Annotated in this window: 20 protein-coding genes; 11 read left to right on the top strand and 9 right to left on the bottom strand. The window is 69.1% G+C overall.

All coding sequences use genetic code 11. The annotated features are described in order from the left end of the window. Position 1 precedes the first annotated feature (1 nt). Positions 2–268: a hypothetical protein gene (locus tag QZ607_RS11525; protein WP_295882774.1), complete on the top strand. Its 267-nt coding sequence runs from the start codon at positions 2–4 to the stop codon at positions 266–268. Positions 269–393: 125 nt separating this feature from the next. Here QZ607_RS11525 and QZ607_RS11520 read toward each other — a convergent pair whose 3' ends face one another. Then, complete coding sequence (locus QZ607_RS11520; RefSeq protein WP_295882773.1) at positions 394–1161, bottom strand: DedA family protein; 768 nt, start codon at positions 1159–1161, stop codon at positions 394–396. On the opposite strand from QZ607_RS11520, the gene QZ607_RS11515 reads away from it, so the two are divergent. Together QZ607_RS11515 and QZ607_RS11510 are read left to right on the top strand one after the other, a co-directional pair. After that, on the top strand, positions 1160–1381 hold the full coding sequence (locus QZ607_RS11515; protein ID WP_295882772.1) for a BrnT family toxin: 222 nt from the start codon (positions 1160–1162) through the stop codon (positions 1379–1381). The genes QZ607_RS11520 and QZ607_RS11515 overlap by 2 nt on opposite strands. 24 nt (positions 1382–1405) lie before the next feature. After that, positions 1406–1732, top strand: coding sequence for a BrnA antitoxin family protein (locus QZ607_RS11510; protein WP_295882771.1), 327 nt, complete (start codon positions 1406–1408; stop codon positions 1730–1732). A 283-nt stretch (positions 1733–2015) separates the two neighbouring features. On the opposite strand, the gene QZ607_RS11505 is transcribed toward QZ607_RS11510, so the two are convergent. Beyond that, on the bottom strand, positions 2016–2228 hold the full coding sequence (locus tag QZ607_RS11505) for a hypothetical protein (protein WP_295882770.1): 213 nt from the start codon (positions 2226–2228) through the stop codon (positions 2016–2018). Positions 2229–2429: 201 nt separating this feature from the next. Then, on the bottom strand, positions 2430–2672 hold the full coding sequence (locus QZ607_RS11500; RefSeq protein WP_295882769.1) for a hypothetical protein: 243 nt from the start codon (positions 2670–2672) through the stop codon (positions 2430–2432). A gap of 54 nt (positions 2673–2726) precedes the next feature. On the opposite strand from QZ607_RS11500, the gene avd reads away from it, so the two are divergent. Both avd and QZ607_RS11490 read left to right on the top strand, forming a co-directional pair. Then, positions 2727–3182 (top strand): diversity-generating retroelement protein Avd, encoded by a 456-nt coding sequence (gene avd, locus QZ607_RS11495; RefSeq protein ID WP_295882767.1) that lies wholly within the window; start codon positions 2727–2729, stop codon positions 3180–3182. Between the two features lie 597 nt (positions 3183–3779). Continuing rightward, positions 3780–4127 (top strand): hypothetical protein, encoded by a 348-nt coding sequence (locus QZ607_RS11490; RefSeq protein ID WP_295882766.1) that lies wholly within the window; start codon positions 3780–3782, stop codon positions 4125–4127. Positions 4128–4180: 53 nt separating this feature from the next. Here QZ607_RS11490 and QZ607_RS11485 read toward each other — a convergent pair whose 3' ends face one another. Continuing rightward, entirely contained in the window at positions 4181–7090 is a 2910-nt protein-coding gene (locus QZ607_RS11485) for an SUMF1/EgtB/PvdO family nonheme iron enzyme (protein ID WP_295882765.1), read from the bottom strand. A gap of 129 nt (positions 7091–7219) precedes the next feature. Beyond that, positions 7220–7786, bottom strand: coding sequence for a hypothetical protein (locus QZ607_RS11480; RefSeq protein ID WP_295882763.1), 567 nt, complete (start codon positions 7784–7786; stop codon positions 7220–7222). Between the two features lie 524 nt (positions 7787–8310). On the opposite strand from QZ607_RS11480, the gene QZ607_RS11475 reads away from it, so the two are divergent. Then, a complete protein-coding gene (locus tag QZ607_RS11475; protein ID WP_295882762.1) occupies positions 8311–8601 on the top strand; it encodes a type II toxin-antitoxin system ParD family antitoxin in 291 nt (96 codons plus the stop codon). Between the two features lie 58 nt (positions 8602–8659). Here the strand turns inward: QZ607_RS11475 and QZ607_RS11470 are convergent, their stop codons facing one another. Continuing rightward, complete coding sequence (locus QZ607_RS11470) at positions 8660–10210, bottom strand: ATP-binding protein (protein WP_295882761.1); 1551 nt, start codon at positions 10208–10210, stop codon at positions 8660–8662. Positions 10211–10726: 516 nt separating this feature from the next. On the opposite strand from QZ607_RS11470, the gene QZ607_RS11465 reads away from it, so the two are divergent. After that, positions 10727–10966: a hypothetical protein gene (locus QZ607_RS11465; RefSeq protein WP_295882760.1), complete on the top strand. Its 240-nt coding sequence runs from the start codon at positions 10727–10729 to the stop codon at positions 10964–10966. A gap of 66 nt (positions 10967–11032) precedes the next feature. On the opposite strand, the gene QZ607_RS11460 is transcribed toward QZ607_RS11465, so the two are convergent. The 3 genes from QZ607_RS11460 to QZ607_RS11450 all read right to left on the bottom strand — a co-directional run bounded on the left by QZ607_RS11460 (position 11033) and on the right by QZ607_RS11450 (position 12259). Continuing rightward, positions 11033–11401 carry a type II toxin-antitoxin system PemK/MazF family toxin gene (locus tag QZ607_RS11460; RefSeq protein ID WP_295882759.1) on the bottom strand — a complete coding sequence of 123 codons (369 nt, stop codon included), beginning with the start codon at positions 11399–11401 and terminating at the stop codon, positions 11033–11035. Next, positions 11388–11603, bottom strand: coding sequence for a type II toxin-antitoxin system PrlF family antitoxin (locus QZ607_RS11455; RefSeq protein WP_295882758.1), 216 nt, complete (start codon positions 11601–11603; stop codon positions 11388–11390). The genes QZ607_RS11460 and QZ607_RS11455 overlap by 14 nt, the downstream gene beginning before the upstream one ends. A 98-nt stretch (positions 11604–11701) precedes the next feature. After that, complete coding sequence (locus QZ607_RS11450) at positions 11702–12259, bottom strand: Uma2 family endonuclease (RefSeq protein WP_295882757.1); 558 nt, start codon at positions 12257–12259, stop codon at positions 11702–11704. 645 nt (positions 12260–12904) lie between these two features. Here QZ607_RS11450 and QZ607_RS11445 point away from each other — a divergent pair. The 4 genes from QZ607_RS11445 to QZ607_RS11430 all read left to right on the top strand — a co-directional run bounded on the left by QZ607_RS11445 (position 12905) and on the right by QZ607_RS11430 (position 17919). After that, positions 12905–13249 carry a cysteine-rich small domain-containing protein gene (locus tag QZ607_RS11445; RefSeq protein ID WP_295882756.1) on the top strand — a complete coding sequence of 115 codons (345 nt, stop codon included), beginning with the start codon at positions 12905–12907 and terminating at the stop codon, positions 13247–13249. Between the two features lie 389 nt (positions 13250–13638). Continuing rightward, positions 13639–17403: a methionine synthase gene (gene metH / locus QZ607_RS11440; protein WP_295882755.1), complete on the top strand. Its 3765-nt coding sequence runs from the start codon at positions 13639–13641 to the stop codon at positions 17401–17403. Between the two features lies 1 nt (position 17404). Next, positions 17405–17686: a hypothetical protein gene (locus QZ607_RS11435; RefSeq protein ID WP_295882754.1), complete on the top strand. Its 282-nt coding sequence runs from the start codon at positions 17405–17407 to the stop codon at positions 17684–17686. A gap of 77 nt (positions 17687–17763) precedes the next feature. Further along, positions 17764–17919: a hypothetical protein gene (locus tag QZ607_RS11430; protein ID WP_295882753.1), complete on the top strand. Its 156-nt coding sequence runs from the start codon at positions 17764–17766 to the stop codon at positions 17917–17919. The last annotated feature ends 132 nt before the right edge of the window (positions 17920–18051 follow it).

Here is an 18051-nt window from a genome sequence, read left to right as displayed (position 1 = left end):
CATGCAGCAGCAGACAAGCGAATACGAGGATAAGCGCATGGCAGAGCCTGACAACCTAACGCAGGAAATGCTCCGCCGCCTGCACAGCAAGCTCGACGACATCCAAGGCGAAATGCGCCTGCGCTTCACCGGTGTCGAAACGGGGCTCGCAGCCATTGAGCAACATCTGTCCGCCTTCCACGCCGTCGATGCTGCTCGTGCGGAAGAAATCGCCGATCTGCGCCGCCGGCTGGAGCGGGTCGAGCAGCGGCTGGAACTGGCGGATTGAGAGCAACCCATCCTGCGCGTGATGGGCATCAAGGATGCGGCGCTCCGGCAGCTCAGCGAACCGGCGCCTGCGCGCTCGCGCCCGGCTTCGGCCAACCGTCCTCGCTGAAGCGGGGTGCGCGCCCGCTAACCCGGCTCGCCGGGCGCAGGTCGGCGCGGTGACCGCCGCCGGCCCCGGAACAGGTAGACGAGGACGGCGATCGCGGCGACCAGAACGACACCAGCCACCCAGGGGTTGATGCGCCGCAGCACGTCATGGATCGCATGCAGATGCTCGGACAGATAGAAAGTCCCCAGGCCCCAAAGGCCGACCCAGAGCAAGGCGCCGGCGACGTTGAACACCGTGAACAGCCACCAGGGCATGGCCAGGGTGCCGGCAAGGATGCCGTTCAACTGCCGCGGCCCGTCGAAGAAACGGGCCATCAGGATGAAGCCGCCACCGTAGCGGTCGAACAGCCCGGCAAGCTTCGCCTCCCGCGCCTCATTCACGCCCAGCCGGCGCAACAGCGGCCGGCCGCCGCGCCGGCCGATGAGATACCCCAGGCTGTTGCCCAACACCGCGGCCAGCACGGCGATGGGCAGCAGCAGCGCCAAGTGCATGTGCCCTTTTGCCGACTCCAGCGCCCCCGCCATCAACAACGACTGCCCGGGGGCCGGAATGCCGAACCCCTCCAGGGACACGGCACCGGCCACACCCGCGTAGCCGTAACGCTCCACCATCGGCTGCATCTTCCGCACTGCCGCTTCCAGGTCCTGCCCGGCCCGGGCGGCGAGGGCCTCGGCGTCCTGCACGGCGCCATGCTGCCCCTGGGCAGCGGTCGCGGCGAGCCCGAGCAGCGCCACCAGGGCAACTGCATGACACGTGCGGACCAGGCGATATGGATCGGGTTGCATGCGGCCCTCCCTCGGGTTCGCTGCGACGTCGGTGCCCACCGAGCCCTTTGCCGGCCCGCGCGAGGACCGATCCCGCGGCGAGGATCGTGACATCGTCATCGGCGCGGATGATTTCGGGCGGGTTCTGGTCGTCGCCTATACCTGGCGCGGCGACACGATCCGCATCATCTCCGCCCGTCGCGCAAGCCCCGGCGAGCGACGCGCCTACCGCATCGACTGACCAGCACCGCGGAGCCGGACGAACATGAACCCCCAAAAAGCCCCCCAATGCGACCTCCAGGGCGACCCCCGGGAAGACCAAGACCCCCTCGACGCGGAGATCGACTTCGGCGACGCCCGGCCCGGCCCCGTCCTGCCCGCCGATCCGACCAAGACGCGCATCACCATCCGTCTCGACGCCGCCGTCATCGCCTGGTTCAAGGATCAGGTCGCCGAGACCGGCGGCAGCTACCAGACGCTGATCAACGAGACGCTGAAGGAGCACATGCGCGGCCAGCAGCAAAGCGAGCAACTGGAGCGGACCCTGCGTCGGGTGCTGCGCGAGGAGCTCGCATCGAGCCAAACGTCCTGACTGGCCGCCCCGGTGGCACGTCGGGCCGTTGAGCCCCTGGGGGCAGCCCAACCTGTCATACGAAACCGGGGCCGATGTTATCGATCGGGGCCGTGCGCGGCATCCGCCCGCTCGGCAATCGCAGGCTCTTCGCGGCGCCGACGGCGCGTCGGCGGCGGCCCAGTCCAACCGCGGCCGGCGCCGCTCGATCATGCAGTCACGCAGGTAGCCCGGCGTCTACGCGGTCCGATGCGGTGCAGGAAGCGGACCGCGTCCTTATGCAGCTTGAGGCGGTACGCCGCCATCAGAGGCGGTCGCGAACGTCCTGCCAGTCCTCGAATTCGCGCTCGTCGCCCGCCTGCAGCTGCCGACGCAGATCGTGAATGCGCGACAACTCGGACGCGCTCAAGGCGTCGTCGTCATCGAACAACTGGTACTGTTCCGACGACAGGCCGCGCAGGTAATCCAGCAGGCCCGGGTAGGCGCGCTCGTCGATCTCAAGCGTCAGGGTCTTCATGGGTGACAGCAGATGGACAGGTCGGTTGCTGCATCCGGGCACTGTAACCGCGTCCGAAGCCGACAACAATCGGCTCGAACAGTCGCACCCGATCGCCTCACCACACGAACCGGCTCAGCACCCGCTCGCGCAGGCCCCAGCTGTCGGCACAGCGCACGTGGTTGATCCAGCCCTGCATGCTCGCGTCGAACCTGGCGAAGCTCATGCGGCCGGCGCGCCAGGCATCGAACGCCGCCGCGTCGCCGCCACCGCCTTGCGCGCCTTCACCAGCCGGTGCGTCGGGTACAGCACGAAGCCGAGCCAGGACACGCCGGCGCTCACCGGACTGACCTGTGCCGCGCCTGCGTGGACCCGCAGCCGCAGCCCCGCCAGGCGCTCCACCACCGCCCGCTTCCAGTCCCATAACTGCGCCCTGGAATCCGCGAACAGCAGCATGTCGTCCACGTAGCGGACATACCCGCGGCAGCCCAGCCCGCGGGTGACGAACCGGTCCAGCGGGTGCAGATAACAGTTGGACCAGAACTGCGAGGTCAGATTGCCGATGGGCAGGCCCCGCGGTCGGCACGCCGAGAGCTGGTCATCTTTGCACGGGTCTTCGACCTGCTGGAATGGCTGGTGCCCAAGGGCGAGTCTTTTCCGCGCGGCTTCCGGCACACCGTCACCGCGCGCCTGCTCGGGGCGGCGCTGGACCTGCCGGAGCTGCTGTACCGGGCGCATGCGCGGCGCGGACGCCCCAGGCTCGCGGCGCTCGCCGAGACCGACGCCGCGCTCAACACGCTGCGCCTGTATCTCAGGCTCGCGCACCGCTGGCACTGGCTCAACGACGGGCAGTACGAGCACGTGAGCAAGCTGGTGGCGGAGATCGGCCGGCTGCTCGGCGGCTGGATCAGGCAGGAGCAGCGGGCGTTGGCCCAGGGCCTGCCGCCCGGGCAGGGCAAACCGCAGGGGCAGTGACGCGCCCGGGCCCTCGCGGCGGGGACGCCGCTCCCACGGCACGAATGCCCGCATGGCGCCTGGCTCCCACGCTCCACAGACCGGGCAAGTATCCGGCGTAGGGCGGATAAGCGAAGCGCATCCGCCGTCCGCGCGTCCGTAGGCCATTGATCTCTCGTCAGCCGAGCGCGTAAAAAAGGCATGTTTGGCCGCAGACAGCAAACTCGGTCTGGCTCCCACGCTCCAGCGTGGGAGCAAGGGCAGACGCTCCAGCGTCGCGTGGGGTTGGCGCGGCGGCGACCGACGCACCGCTGGAGCGGTCGCCAGACACTCCCACGCTGGAGCGTGGGAGCGAGGGCGCAAGGGGCGCTGGAGTGGGGTGAGGCGCCACGGGGCTTGCGCCCGGTGGCGGCGCCTCGGTTTGATATGCGTCCGACGGCCTTGCTGGTCACCCAGCGCGCCGAGCTTCGGCGGCCGTGCGGGCGGGACGCACCCGCGCCATCCCGTTACCAACCCTCCGCAGATTGATCAGAAAATTGGTCAACCGTAGTCGGCAAGGCCTGTCGGACCCTGAGTCGGGAAAGGGGGATGTGGCCGGCGAGCACCACACGACAACCGATGTTGTTGTTCCGGTTGTTCATGCTGTCGCGGGAGCGAGAGGACACGCGCGACGAGGCCGCTTCATTGTTCCAGCCGCCGCCGCGCAACGCGCGCCGATGCCGGGGCACCCCACCGGTTCCACCGGCTTCGTTCAGCCTAGGCCATCGCGAGCACCAACGCGAGGCCCAAAGTGAACACTTGGCATGTTCGGTCGAAAAAGCGCGCGCAACCGCGCTGCGCGTGATGAAGTCGATCATCGTTTCGGCCAAAACCGAGGACGCAGGAGCGTCCGCCCTTGCTCCCACGCCGGAGCGTGGGAGCCAGAAGCCCAACCTTGGCCGGCACCATGGTGAACGTCCGCGGTGAAGACAGCGACGCGAACGTCAGCGGACAGCGGACAGCGGACAGCGATTCAGCGTTCAGCGGATGGGGCCGGCGAGCACCACACGACAACCGATGCTGTTGCTCCGGCTGTTCATGCTGTCGCGGGAGCGAGAGGACACGCGCGACGAGGCCGCTTCATTGCCCCAGCCGCCGCCGCGCAACGCGCGCATCTCCTCGCCTTTCAAGCCCACATCCTCCAGGTCGTCGTACTTGTTCAGGCACCGTTCCCAGACGTTGCCTGCGCAGTCCATCAGCCCAAAGGGCGAGACGTTCTTTGGATAGAGGCCGACCGCGGTCGTCTCGCGAAGATACAGCTCGCCGACCGGCTCCTTGCCGTAGGTCTCGTCGACGTTGGCATGCCCGCCGACATAGCCGTTGCCCCAGGGGAATTCGCGGCCATCGGAGCCGCGGGCGGCCTTCTCCCACTCGAGCTCGGTGGGCAGCCGAATTGCCTCATCGTCGCCGAGGTCGCCGCGGGCGCGCAGCCGCGCCGTCAGCCAGCGGCAAAAGGCGACCGCCTCGACCCAGGCAATCTGCACGCGGGGGCGGTTGCCGGCCGGCCACTGCGGCTGCTCCGGTGGCGGCCCGATGACGTCCTCCCGCCACCAGGACCACCACTGCGGGTCGGCATAATCGTCGGCCTCGGTGAAGGCGCGATACTGCGCGTTGGTGATGGGATAGCGGGCGATGCGGAAGGCGCCGGTCTCGCGCTTCTCGCCGTCCTGCCAGATGAATTCACCGGCCGGCACCTCGCACCAGGCGATGGCCGGCAGGCCGTCGGCATCGAGACCGATGCCGTCGCGCTCGTCTCCCAGCGCATCCAGCAGGTTGCCGACGGCGACGCGGTGCCAGTGCCAGCGCTCGGCATCGGGGCCGGCGAACAGGGCGTCGATGTCGATGCCGGCGCGCAGCCAGCCGGCGATGTCGCTGCCCTGCTCGGCATCGCGCTCACGCAGTTGCCGCACCAGCTCGGTGAGGGTCTCCGCCTTGCGCTCGAAGCGGGTCAGGGTGTGCAGCAGGTGGCCGCGGGCGGCGGCGTCCTCTGCCCGTGCCGCATGGGCGGCCAGGGTCAGCGCTGTGAGCTCGGCGGCGTCGTCGCGCGCCAGGAAGTGCGCGAGCAGCGGCTCGTCCTGGATCAGACCGGGCCAGAGCTCCGCGGCGTCGAACAGGCCGCGCAGGTCGTCCAGCATGTGGGTCGGGATGTCCTTGTCCTGCCGGCCGCTCTCATGCCACCGGCGGGCGTCGCGCTGGACCTGCGGGCCGCGGATCAGGGCCTCCTTGCGGCGCCCGATCCAGTCCGCCAGCGCCGGCCAGGCGCGGAACAGGGCCTCGTGGGCGACCTCCACGACGCGGCCGGCCTGCGCCGGTGCGCCGGGCGCACCCGCCGCGCTGTCGGCACCATCGTCGGCGCCCATCACCAGCAGACGGGCCTCGGGGGCGGCCAGCGCTTCGATGAGCCCGAGTGCCTCGGGGTCGTCCCGCCAGTGCTGAAGGTCCTGGCGCTTGCGGGTGGCCGCCTCGTCCGTCTGCATGGTCAGGAGTTGGCTGAATACCCGCGGCAGCACGGCCTCGGTATCGACCTTGGCCCGTGCGGCGGCCTTCTCGGCGCGATCCTTGATGATGCGGTCGAGTCCAGTGAGGGTGTCGGGCGCTTCAGGCGCTTCGGGGGCGTCGGCAGCGTCCGGCTGGCCCTTGGCCGGCAGATAATCCGCCAGGGTCATCAGCGGCTGCTCGCGCCCCCCTGCCCGATGGTCGGCCGAGCAGCGGTCATGGAGATCGCGCAGCGCGAAGGCCACCAGCGCCAGGCTGCCGGGCTGGCCGGCGGCGTCCTGCTTCAGCCGGCGCACCAGGGCGTCGTCGATGTCGGCACGGTACTCAGGGCGCAGGGTGCGCCGACGCAGCGGGCCGGTGATCATGTCTCCCAGCGCACCGGCGTCCGGGGCCACCACGTGATATTGGCTGCCGTCCTTGTTCATCTCGGCCAGCAGGCCCGCATGGCCCATGCAGGCGTCGTGGAAGTCCGAGCGCACGGTGGCGACGACACGGAACCGGTCCAGGTCCAGCGCGGCGGTGAGCCGGTCCAGAAACAGCGTGGACAGCGGCTTGTCGATGTTGGTGAACAGCTCTTCGAACTGGTCGATGATCAGCAGCCACTCGGCCTGCGCCGGCCGGCCGGCGAGCACGCGCCGCAGGAGATTGTCGAAGGCGCCGGGGTCGGCCTTCAGGTCGTCGGCCTCCGGCGCCGGGTCGCGCAGGCCGAGCACGCGCGGCTCGGCACGCTCCAGCCCCATGATCAGCGCCTCGAAGGGGTCTTGCAGGCGGTAGGCCGCCGGCTTCATGGCGCTGATGACCCAGTCCGTAGAGCCATGGATCGGCGTGCGCGCGGCGTCGTGCAGGCTAGCCCAGAGCCCGGCGCGGGCGAGCGAGGACTTGCCGGAGCCGGAGCGGCCGGTCACCAGCACCAGCCGGCTGCCCTGCTTACCCTGGAGCTTGGCCAGCAGCTCGCGGGTCTCGGTCTCGCGGCCGAAGAAGATGGGCGCCTGGGTGTGGTCGAAGGCGGCCATGCCGGGATAGGGGTGGTGGTCCCAGTCCGGCTCCGGCTCGCGGCCGGGGCAGCCGAGCCGTGCGGCCAGCTCGGCGATGCGCGGGCCGGCGTCGGCGTGCTCGGCGTAGCGCTCCCGGGCCTCGGCGAGCAGGGCGCAGAGCGGCGACAGGCCGCCGCGGCGCGCCACCGTGGCGCCGGGGAAGTCGTCGCAGCGCGACACCAGCTCGCAGGCGACGTCGCGGGCGGCGCCCTCCCAGGTCATCTCGCCGAGCACGGGGTGGCGCTTGCCGAGGGCCAGCTCGGCGAAGGTGCGCCGCTGAGCGTCGCGCTGCCAGAGCGGCAGCAGGGTCAGCAGTTCCTGGAGATCGAGCAGCGTGCCGTCGTGGGTCGTCTGGTCCATGGCTTTGGCTCCGGAAAAGGCACCGGGGAAGGGGCCGAATGCGACTTGGGCGGACGCGCGTCGTGGCAAAGGGTCGGTTCGGGGGAAACACTAGCGCGGTATCGCACCGGATGCCAACGCTCCCCGCGCTCACGGACTCGGCGGATCGCAGCGCAGCAGCTCGCGCAGCGCGGTCAGCTCCGCGTCCCGGGACGGATCAGGACCAAACTCCCGCGGGACGCACGCAAGCAGCGCACAAAGGGCGCCGGCATCGCTGCCGGCACAGGCGTCCACCACGGCGAAGGCCGCATCGCGGGCGCTGCCGCCGCTGTCGATGTCGTGCAGCAGCGGATGGCCCTTGCCCAGGGCGTTGGTGACGAAGCGGCGCCGTGCGCGGGGGTCCTGCCAGCGGGGGAGGCCGAGCAGCAGACGTTGCAGCCGCGAGAGCAATTCGGAATCGAGCAAACAAGCCGGGTCTGGACGCGCCCCGGCGGATCGCAGGGCGCGACGCCGCCATAGCCAGAGCCATAGGGCTGCCAGTGCCGTCGGCACGCCCAGGACCACGCTGGTCAGCACGCCGATGTAAAGGTCGCCACACTGATCGGGCTTCAGCAGCCAGGGCAACAGGTCGGTGGCCAGGTTGCAGACCGTGTCCTGCCACGCGGTGGGATCGGCATTCGCACCCCGCGGGGCCAGCGCCTCTAGGTGCTCGGGCAAGCCGTCGGCTGCGACGCTGACGCCCGCATCCTGCGCGGCCGGCGGCTGGCTGACTGTCGCGGACTCGGGCGCGGGCGCAGCCTGCGGCTGTGAACTGGCGTCAATACTGTCCACTGGATGCTTTCCGTCCATCTTCAGCCAGGCGCCGGACCACGGTGGTCAGCACCCGGCAAAGCCTGGCAGCACCTGCCGGCCGGCGGACTGCTTGCCCAGCGAGATCTGGCCGTTGCTGCCGACCACCTTCAGCATCGTCGGGGTTGCAGTCGTGCTCATTGTGAAATCCGTCGGTTTTCGTGCACAACCAATGCACGATAGCACCAGCGTCGGGCATCGCCCACCTCGGCACTCGGCGGGAGGCCAGTCCGGCCGCCGCCACGGCCGCCGGGGCGCGGCTCACACTCGCGCTTGCAGCGCGCTGCTGCCGTGCGGCCATCCGCCGGCATCAACGCGGCGAGGCACCATTGGCAGATTCTGCCACCCCTTGTAACCTTGGGAACAGGCGCAGTCAGCCGCGGAGCCAAGCTATGCCCACACGCAACGTCGTTCTCACCGATCACCAGGACGGCGTGATCGGCGATCTCGTCGCGAGCGGCCGCTACCAGAACGCGAGCGAGGTGCTGCGCGCCGGTCTGCGGCTGCTGGAGCAGCGCGAGGCGGAGGACGCCGCCCGGCTGGATGCCTTGCGCCGGGCCGTGGCCGAGGGCGTCGCGGACCTGGAAGCGGGGCGCTGCGCGACGCTCGCGGGCGCGGCCGACGTCGATGCCTACCTCGACGCCATCGACCGCGAGCCGCCCGCGGACAGCCCGGCGGCATGACCCGGCTCGTTATCTCGGCGGCTGCCCGCCGGGTCATCCTCCGGCAGGGAAACGGTACCTAGACCAGGGTCTCGACCTCGAACCCCACGACGCTGCGGTGCTTGCGGCTGAATTCGACGCCGATGAGGTGGATCGGGCGGCCGTCGCCGCGGTAGGGCTCGGCGTAGCCCTTGTCCTTGAGCTGCTGCAGGGCGCGGCCCTCGGGGGCCAGCTCGACGACCTTGAATTCGAACAGGTAGACCTGGCCGTTGAAGCGCAGGGCCATGTCCAGCCGCCCGGCGTTGCTCGCTTCCTCCGTGCGCAGGTCCAGGCCCAGGGCGGCGAAGTAGGCGTAGAAGACGCTGGCGTAGAAGCCCTCGTAGCGGGCGATGCGGTTGTTGCAGTACCAGTCGCCGGGGATGCTGTGGAAAAAGGCGGTGAAAAGCTGCTGCATGCCGGCGAAGTCGTTGGCGAGCAGCAGGTCATACAGGCGTGCGGTCTGCTCCGGTGCGGCGCTGTCGAAGTTGCGCAGCGGCTCCAGCATGGCGCCGTTGAGGCTGGCGAAGACCTCCTGGTTCGGGTAGCGCAGGCGGTATTGGAGCAGCGCGCCCACCTGCCGCACCGAGTCGATGGTGAGATAGCCGGTCTGAAACAGCAGCGCCTCGGTGGCGATGCGCCCGACATCGAAGCTCGACAGCAGGGCCTCGCTGGCGAGGAGCTGCCCGAGCCGCGGCAGGAAGACCTGGCGCTCCAGCAGCAGGTCCACCAGGAAGGTGGGCGTGGCGGTCTCGAACCACCAGGGGCGGAACTGGCGCTTGTCGAACAGGAGCAGCACGTCGAAGGGGTTGTAGACGGCCTCGCCGGTCCAGTTGTAGCCGTTGTACCAGTGGCGGATCGCGTCGCGGTCGAGGCCCGGCAGCTCGGGGGCGAAGACGGTGTCCAGGTCCGCCTCGGTGTAGCCGCAGATGGCCGAGTAGGCGGCATCGACGGTGATGTCGTTGAGGTTGTTGAGCCCGGAGAACAGGCTGACCTTGCTGAATTTGCTCACCCCGGTGAGGAACGCAAAACGCAGGTGCGCGTCGCTGTCCTTGATGACGGAGTAGAGGTTGCGCAGCCCGTCGCGGATGGCGCGGGCGGTCTCGGGGCGGGCGAGGTTGTCGAGGATGGGCTTGTCGTATTCGTCGATGAGCACGACGACGCGCTCACCCCGCGCGGTCGCCGCGCGGCGGATCAATTCCGCGAAGGTTCCGCTGATGTCGAGGTGCTGCGGGACGGCGACATCGAGCGCCTCCATGTTGATGCGCAGCAAATCCCGAATCCGCGCGTCCAGCGCCTCGGGGCTCTGCACCACGCCGCCGCCGAAGCTCAGCCGGATCACCGGAAACCGCCGCGCGAAGTCCCAGCGCCCCTGCGCCGCCAGGCCCTCGAACAGCCTTTCGTTGCCGGCGAACAGCTCGGCGAGGGTGTCGAGGAACAGCGACTTGCCGAAGCGCCGGGGCCGCGACAGGAAGTAGTATTTGCCCTGCTCGATGAGCCGCAGCGCAAAGCCGGTCTTGTCCACGTAGTAGTGCCCTTCCTCGCGGATCTCGCGGAAGGTCTGGATGCCGATGGGCAGGCGCAGGCGGGTCATCGTGGGCGGCGGTCGGGCGGGCGGGCGCGGGAAACCCCAGTGTAGCCGCGGCGGGTCCTCGGCGCAGCGCCCGTCCGTGCTCCGCGGCCGTGGGCGCGCCGTCCCCGGCGCAACGGCGCGAGATCCGTGGCCACCGGCACCGCTGGGGATACGCCTCGGCGAAGCGGAAGGCCGCCCCCAACGAGATACGCTATGTGGTCCGTACCATCTGCGCGCGGTGAAGACAGCGACGCGGACGTCAGCGATCAGCCGACAGCGATGCAGCGGTCAGCGGATGGGGCGAGCGCACACCAGACGGAACCCAAGGTGGTCGGAACGCCAAAGCGGAGGGGAGTGGTCGCGGTTGGCCGCGTAGGCGTTGGCCGGGCTGCCGCTCCACGCACCACGGCGCACCACGCGACAGCTGCCCTGCGCAGGCCCGGTCGGGTTCTCTTTGGACCGATCCTCGGCGCGATACCAATCCTTGTCATACTGCCGCACCAGGCGGCATAGGCGTTGGCATCATCCCAGGAGACGTTGACCGCGAGCGTCGCCTCGTTGCCCGGCGCCAATGCCAGAACAGCGGCGACGGCCCGCTGCGGCGCCGGCTCCGGCTCGCGCGCCGCCTGCTCCAACGTCTCCAGCGCGCCGAAGCTGCGCATTCGACCGCCGCCGCGGCCGCAGGCGTCGCTCCGGCGCCGCGACATCGATATTCAGCCAAGCGGCGGGCAGGGGGACGCCGGATCGCCCATCAGCTTGCCAAGCCCCGAGGATTGAAGCGACCCGGATCAGCGCGGGTCGCACCGAGCGCGCCACCCCATGGCGCGCCTCTGAACCCATGGATCAACGCTCTGCATGTGCCTCGACGCCAAGCTGGGCCAGCACGCGCCGGAGGACCTGGGCGCCTACAGCGTGGCCGACGCGCCCGAGCCGTGCCGCGTGCCGGGCCTCGATGGTGGCGATCTTCGCGGTGCGGACCACGGACGGGGCGGGCAGGCCGGTGCCGGAAAGGTCCCCGAGCGCAACATCACCGGGCCAGCCGCGGTTTTGTGCGCTGGTGATCATCAGCACCCAGATCAGGCTAAAGCCCGCACGCTCGCCGTCGGCGACGTCGCCGCCGGAGATCACCAGTGCGGGCCTAAACTGGCGCGTGGGACGGTTGGTGTAGGGGAACGGGACCTTGACGATGTCGCCCCGGCTAAAGGTCGGCATAGGCTTCGGCATCCGCTTCCGAATGCCATTCGTCGAAGGTGCGGAAGGGGTCGTCCACGGGCTCGGCGGCGCGCCTGGTCAGGATCACGCGGCCGGCTTCGAGCCGGTATTCCAGCTCGTCTCCCGGCTGGAGGTTCAATGCGGCCCGCACGGGCTGCGGGACGGTCGTCTGCGCCTTGCTGGTGAGCTTGCTGGTGATCACGACTTGGACCGAAGGTAAGGAATTTCCTTTCCGGACCCTAGCCGCAATGCGTTGACGGGTCAAGTCACCTGTTGGCGGGAACTGGGCGCTCCGGCGCGTCAGCCTCCCAGGATGTAGCCCAGATCGATCGGGACCGACTCGAACGGCGGCACCGCAACGGGCTGGCCGGTGTCGTCCGGGGCGCTCAGGGTGTGCGTGATGCGATAGTGCTCGCCATCGAGCGCATGCACCACCAGGGTCCGGTCCTCCGGCCAGATGAGCCAGTAGTAGGGCACGCGGTGGCGCTGGAGCAGGAGCAGCAGGGTCAGCGTGTCCTTGCGCTCGTGGCCGGGGGAGACGATCTCGCAGACCCAGTCCGGGGTCGGCTCGATGACGCCGCGGGGGCGCTCCGGCATGCGCGACCTGCGCCAGCCGTCGAGGTCGTGGCTCGGGCATTGATGGGTCTCGTAGGCAACGCTGATCTCGGTGGCGATCCACCAGCCGCCAAGGCCCGTCGGGCGGCGCAGCGTTTGCAGCTCGCCCACGAGATTGCCCTGTGCCATGCCATGCTCGCCACGGGCCATGGGGCGGCGGACGATCTCGCCGTCGATGAGCTCGACGCGCTCGTCGGGCTCGGCGAGCAGATCGGCGACGGTGTGGCGCTTGAGGGCTTCCATCGGCTTGCCTCGCTGGGGGTTGCACTCGGGTGGTCGAAAGGCGCATACCGCGCCCGAACGGCTCTCACAACAGGCTAGCGCAGGCGACGCTGCGATGCGACCGCCGCGCCTAGTCACGGCAACAGCGTGGGGCGGTTGGTGTACGGGAACGGAACCTTGACGGTGCCGCCCCGGCTGAAGGTCGGCATAGGCTTCGGCATCCGCCTCCGAATGCCATTGGTCGCCGCGGAGGCGCTCCGGCATGCGTGACGTGAGCCGGCCGGCGAGGTCGTGGCTCGGGCATTGGTGGGCTTCGTAGGCGACGCTGACACCGATGGGCAGCCACCAGCCGTCGGGGCTCCACGCGCGGCTGACTGGAACCGCCGGCTTTCCAGCCGGCTCGGCGCCGTCGCGGCTCGATGCCGCGTCGGCGTCGCCTGGGCTGGCACGAGGGCACGAGCGCAGTCGCCCGCCCAAGCGGCCCGGCATGGGGAATGGCCCTGCTCCAGCGCCGCAGATCGCGCGCCGGGGCATCGAGCCCCCGGCGCGCGTAGCCGGCTGAAAGCCGGCGCTCGCAGTTCGCCCTTGGCGGCAGAGACTGCGCCCCTACCTGCTGAGCTTTCGTCAGCACCCCAAAGGTCCCGAGGCCAGGGATCTCCCCCAGCCATGCAGCCAAAAGACACCACGACCAACGAGGCTTTCAAGGGCTTCACCAACCACGAATGCCCATTCCTGCCCTGTCACCCAGGCGTCAAGCGGGAATTCAACTGCCTTTTTTGTTATTGTCCCCTCATCGCGTACGAGTGCCCGGGGCCGTACAAGGTCTTCACCGACGCGAACGGCGTGCGCCGCAAGGACTGCTCGGCCTGCACCCTGCCCCACGACGGCTACCAGGCGTCCTGGGCCTTCATCCAAAAATGGCTCGCGAAGCCGGTGATCTGGGACGGTCACGAGCAAGACCCACGCTACCTGCCCAAGGAACGGCCCCCGCGCGATCACGACGGGGAATAACCGAAACCGCGGACAACGGACCCGCTCCGGCCTGCGCGGCGGTCTGCACTGCCGACCTGGCCCCGGCTGCCGGCGTCCTAACGGCGACGAGACACCGCTCCGGCCGCGCCGACGCCGACCCGGCTGACCGCACGCCGCGATCAAGCCGGGCGATGCGCCCGACCCGCCGCGCCGGCTGCGGACTTGGGCGACCCCCGGCTCCTGGCGCTGCGCACCGACGCACCCGGGTCGCCGCGCCCCGGGCCGCGCAACCGGGCACCGCGCGAGATGCAGCCTGAGCGGCCCGAGCCGAGCCGCGCCCGCACAGACGATCAAGCCAGCCGGCATCAATCTTCGAACGGCCACCGAGGCCCGAGCGGCCCCGCGCCCAGCAACACGGCAGTAACGCTATGACAGACCGCACCGCCCTGCTCCACGAACGACTCGCCAATCAGATCCTGATCCTTGACGGCGCCATGGGCACCATGATCCAGCGCCGCAAGCTCGAGGAGGCCGACTACCGCGGCGAGCGCTTCAAGGACTGGCCGTCCGATCTCAAGGGCAACAATGACCTGCTGGTGCTGACCCGCCCGGAGCTCATCGCCGACATCCATGGCGAGTACCTCGCCGCCGGCGCGGACATCATCGAGACCAACACCTTCAACGGCACCCGCATCGCCATGGCCGACTACGGCATGGAAGAGCTGGTGTACGAGATGAACGTCGCCGCCGCCAGGCTCGCCCGGGAAACCGCCGACGGCTACAGCACGCCGGACAAGCCCCGCTTCGTCGCCGGTGTGCTCGGCCCCACGAACCGCACCGCGTCCATCTCCCCGGACGTGAACGACCCGGGCTTCCGCAACATCGACTTCGACACCCTGGTGACGGCCTACGCCGAGGCCACCCGGGCGCTCATCGAGGGTGGGTCCGACATCATCCTTGTCGAGACCGTCTTCGACACCCTGAACGCCAAGGCGGCGCTCTTCGCCGTGTGGCAGGTGTTCGACCAGGACGGTGTCGAGCTCCCGATCATGATCTCCGGCACCATCACGGACCAGTCCGGGCGCACCCTGACGGGCCAGACCACCGAGGCCTTCTACAACAGCCTGCGCCACGCCCAACCCTTGAGCATCGGCCTCAACTGCGCGCTCGGGCCGCATGAGCTGCGCCCGTACGTGGAGGAGCTGAACCGCATCGCCGAATGCCGGGTGTCGACGCATCCCAACGCCGGCCTGCCCAATGAGCTGGGCGGCTATGACCTGGGGCCGGAGGAGATGGCCAAAGAGGTCGCCGACTGGGCCCGCGAGGGCTGGCTCAACATCGTCGGCGGCTGCTGCGGCACCGGCCCCGAGCACATCGAGGCCATCGCCAAGGCCGTTGAAGGCATGGCGCCGCGCCAACCATTGGAACTGGAGCCTGCCTGCCGGCTGTCGGGCCTGGAGCCCTGCAACATCACCAAGGACAGCTTCTTCGTCAATGTCGGCGAGCGTACCAATGTCACGGGCTCGGCGCGCTTCAAGCGGCTGATCAAGGAGGGCGATTACGACACGGCGCTGTCGGTGGCCGTGGAGCAGGTGGAGAACGGTGCCCAGGTCATCGACGTCAACATGGACGAGGGCCTGCTGGATGCGGTGGAGGCCATGAACCGATTTCTGAATCTGGCCGCCGCGGAGCCGGACATCTCCCGGGTGCCGGTGATGATCGACTCCTCCAAGTGGGAGGTCATCGAGACCGGGCTCAAGTGCGTCCAGGGCAAGGCCATCGTCAACTCCATCTCGCTCAAGGAGGGTGAGGAGAAGTTTATCGAGCAGGCGCGGCTGTGCCGGCGCTACGGCGCCGCCGTCATCGTCATGGCCTTCGACGAGGAGGGCCAGGCGGACACCCACGCGCGCAAGGTCGAGATCTGCACCCGCGCCTACAAGGTGCTGACGGAGCAGGTGGGCTACCCGTCCGAGGACATCATCTTCGACCCGAACATCTTCGCGGTGGCCACCGGCATCGAGGAGCACAACAACTACGCGGTGGACTTCATCGAGGCCACGCGCAGCATCAAGCAGAACCTGCCGAATGCGCTGGTCTCCGGCGGCGTCTCCAACGTGTCCTTCTCGTTCCGCGGCAACAACCCGGTGCGCGAGGCCATCCATGCCGTGTTCCTGTACCACGCCATCAAGGCGGGCATGGATATGGGCATCGTCAACGCCGGTCAGCTCGCCATCTATGACGATCTGGACGACGAGCTGCGGGAGGCCGTCGAGGACGTCATCCTGAACCGCCGGGAAGACTCCACCGAGCGGCTGCTGGACCTGGCGCCCAAGTACAAGGGCGACGGCTCCGGCGCCGAGAAGGCCGAAGACCAGGAATGGCGCAGCTGGCCGGTCGAGAAGCGCCTGGAGCACTCCCTGGTCAAGGGCATCACCGACTTCATCGAAGAGGACACCGAGGCCGCCCGCCAGAACGCCGACAAGCCCCTGGAGGTCATCGAGGGCCCGCTGATGGACGGCATGAACGTCGTCGGCGACCTGTTCGGCGCCGGCAAGATGTTCCTGCCGCAGGTGGTCAAATCCGCCCGCGTCATGAAGAAGGCCGTGGCCTATCTCTTCCCGTACCTGGAGGCCGAAAAGGAGGCCTCCGGCATGGCCGGCCAGAGCAACGGCAAGTTCCTGATCGCCACGGTCAAGGGCGATGTGCACGACATCGGCAAGAACATCGTCGCCGTGGTGCTCCAGTGCAACGGCTACGAGGTGGTCGACCTGGGCGTCATGGTGCCGGCGGAGACCATCCTGCAGCGCGCCCGTGAAGAGAACGTGGACATGATCGGCCTGTCCGGCCTGATCACCCCGTCGCTCGACGAAATGGTGCACGTGGCCAAGGAGATGCAGCGCCAGGGCATGGACATGCCGCTGCTGATCGGCGGCGCGACGACCTCCAAGCTGCACACCGCCGTGAAGATCGCCCCGCAGCGCGAGGCGCCGACGGTGTATGTGGTGGACGCCTCCCGCGCCGTCGGCGTGGTGAGCAACCTGCTCAGCAAGACCCAGCGCGACGGCTATGTGGCGGAGATCGCCGCCGAGTACGAGCGCATGCGTGCCGAGCGCGAGGGCCGCGGCACCACCCGCAAGTTCATGGCCATCAATGATGCCCGCGCCAACAAGGTCGCCATCGACTGGGACGCGTATACGCCGGGGCGTCCGGCCATCCTCGGCGACGAGGTGGCCCTGCCGGAGGGCCTCGATCTGAACGTGAAGCTGGAGCGGGTCGGCGACGGCGTGATCGTCACCATCGACGACTATCCGCTCGATGACCTCAAGCATTTCATCGACTGGTCGCCCTTCTTCAACGCCTGGGAGCTCGCCGGCAAGTATCCGGCCATCCTGGACGACGAGATCGTCGGCGAGGAAGCGCGCAAGCTCTTCGCCGACGCAGTGCCCTTCCTGGAGAAGATGGTCCAGGAGAAGTGGGTCAAGGCCAGCTGTGTCTGCGGCTTTTTCCCGGCCAACACCATCGGTGACGACGACATCGCCATCTACACCGACGAGAGCCGCAGCGAAAAGGCCCATGAGCTGCACATGCTGCGCCAGCAGATGTTCCGCGCGGCGGGCAAGGGCCAGCCGAATATCTCCTTGGCGGACTACCTGGCACCCGCCGACAGCGGCAAGCGGGACTGGATCGGCGCCTTTGCGGTCACCGCCGGCATCGGCATCGATGCGCACGTCGAGCGCTTCGAGGCGGACCACGACGACTACAGCTCCATCATGCTGAAGGCGCTCGCCGACCGCCTCGCCGAGGCCTTCGCCGAGCGGCTGCACCAGCTGGTGCGCACCAACCTCTGGCGTTACATGCCCGATGAGCGGCTGGATAACGACGCCCTCATCGCCGAGAAGTACACCGGCATCCGCCCGGCCCCCGGCTACCCGGCCTGCCCGGACCACACCGAGAAGGCCACGCTCTGGGAAATGCTGAAGCCCGATGAGCGCATTGGGCTCACGCTGACGGAGTCCTTCGCGATGCTGCCGACGGCGGCCGTTTCCGGCTGGTACTTCTCGCACCCGGACTCGCGCTACTTCGGCATCGGCCGCATCCAGAAGGACCAGGTGGAGGACTATGCCGCGCGCAAGGGCATGACGCTGGAGCAGGCCGAGCGCTGGCTGTCGCCGGTGTTGGGCTATGATCCTTGAGATGAAAGAACCGGAGCATTCCCAACCGAGCCCGGCGCACCCGGACGACTGCCGTCGGGCGCGGGCGGTTGCACGCCGCAACTGGCCGATCCGCCGGTACCAGGTCGGCGAGGAGCCCAACGATGACCTGACCGGCGCTACCACCGCCGCCGAGCGCATGGCCATGGTCTGGCGACTCAGCCTCGATGCCTGGGCCATGGCCGGCAAGCCGTTGCCGGACTACCGGCGCGAGCAGATGCCGGGGCGGGTCATCCGCCCCGGCGATGCGCGGGGCGATGACTGAGCCACCGGAGTACAACGCGGATTTCCAGGACATGATCGCCGCGCTGCTCGATGCCGGCGCCCGGTTCATCGTCGTCGGTGCTCACGCGATGGCCGCCCACGGCGTACCCGCCGGCAACCGGCGACTTCGACCTCTTCATCGAGCCCGAGGCGACGAATGCCCGGCGCGTGATGGCTGCGCTACGGGACTTCGGCGCCCCCCTCGACGCGCACGGTATCCAGGAGGCCGACTGATCGGCGTTTCCCGTGCGGGCCAGAATGGCCCGCCATTTTCAGCGGCGCCTTGTTCGGAACGGGGCGCTGAAAATGAATGAACCGGGAAACCGCCCCTGGTTGAGACCAGGAGCGGTTCCGTCCGATTTTTGG

The organism is uncultured Thiohalocapsa sp., assembly GCF_913063425.1.
Taxonomy (GTDB): domain Bacteria; phylum Pseudomonadota; class Gammaproteobacteria; order Chromatiales; family Chromatiaceae; genus Thiohalocapsa.
This window is presented reverse-complemented; position numbering and strand designations above follow the sequence as displayed.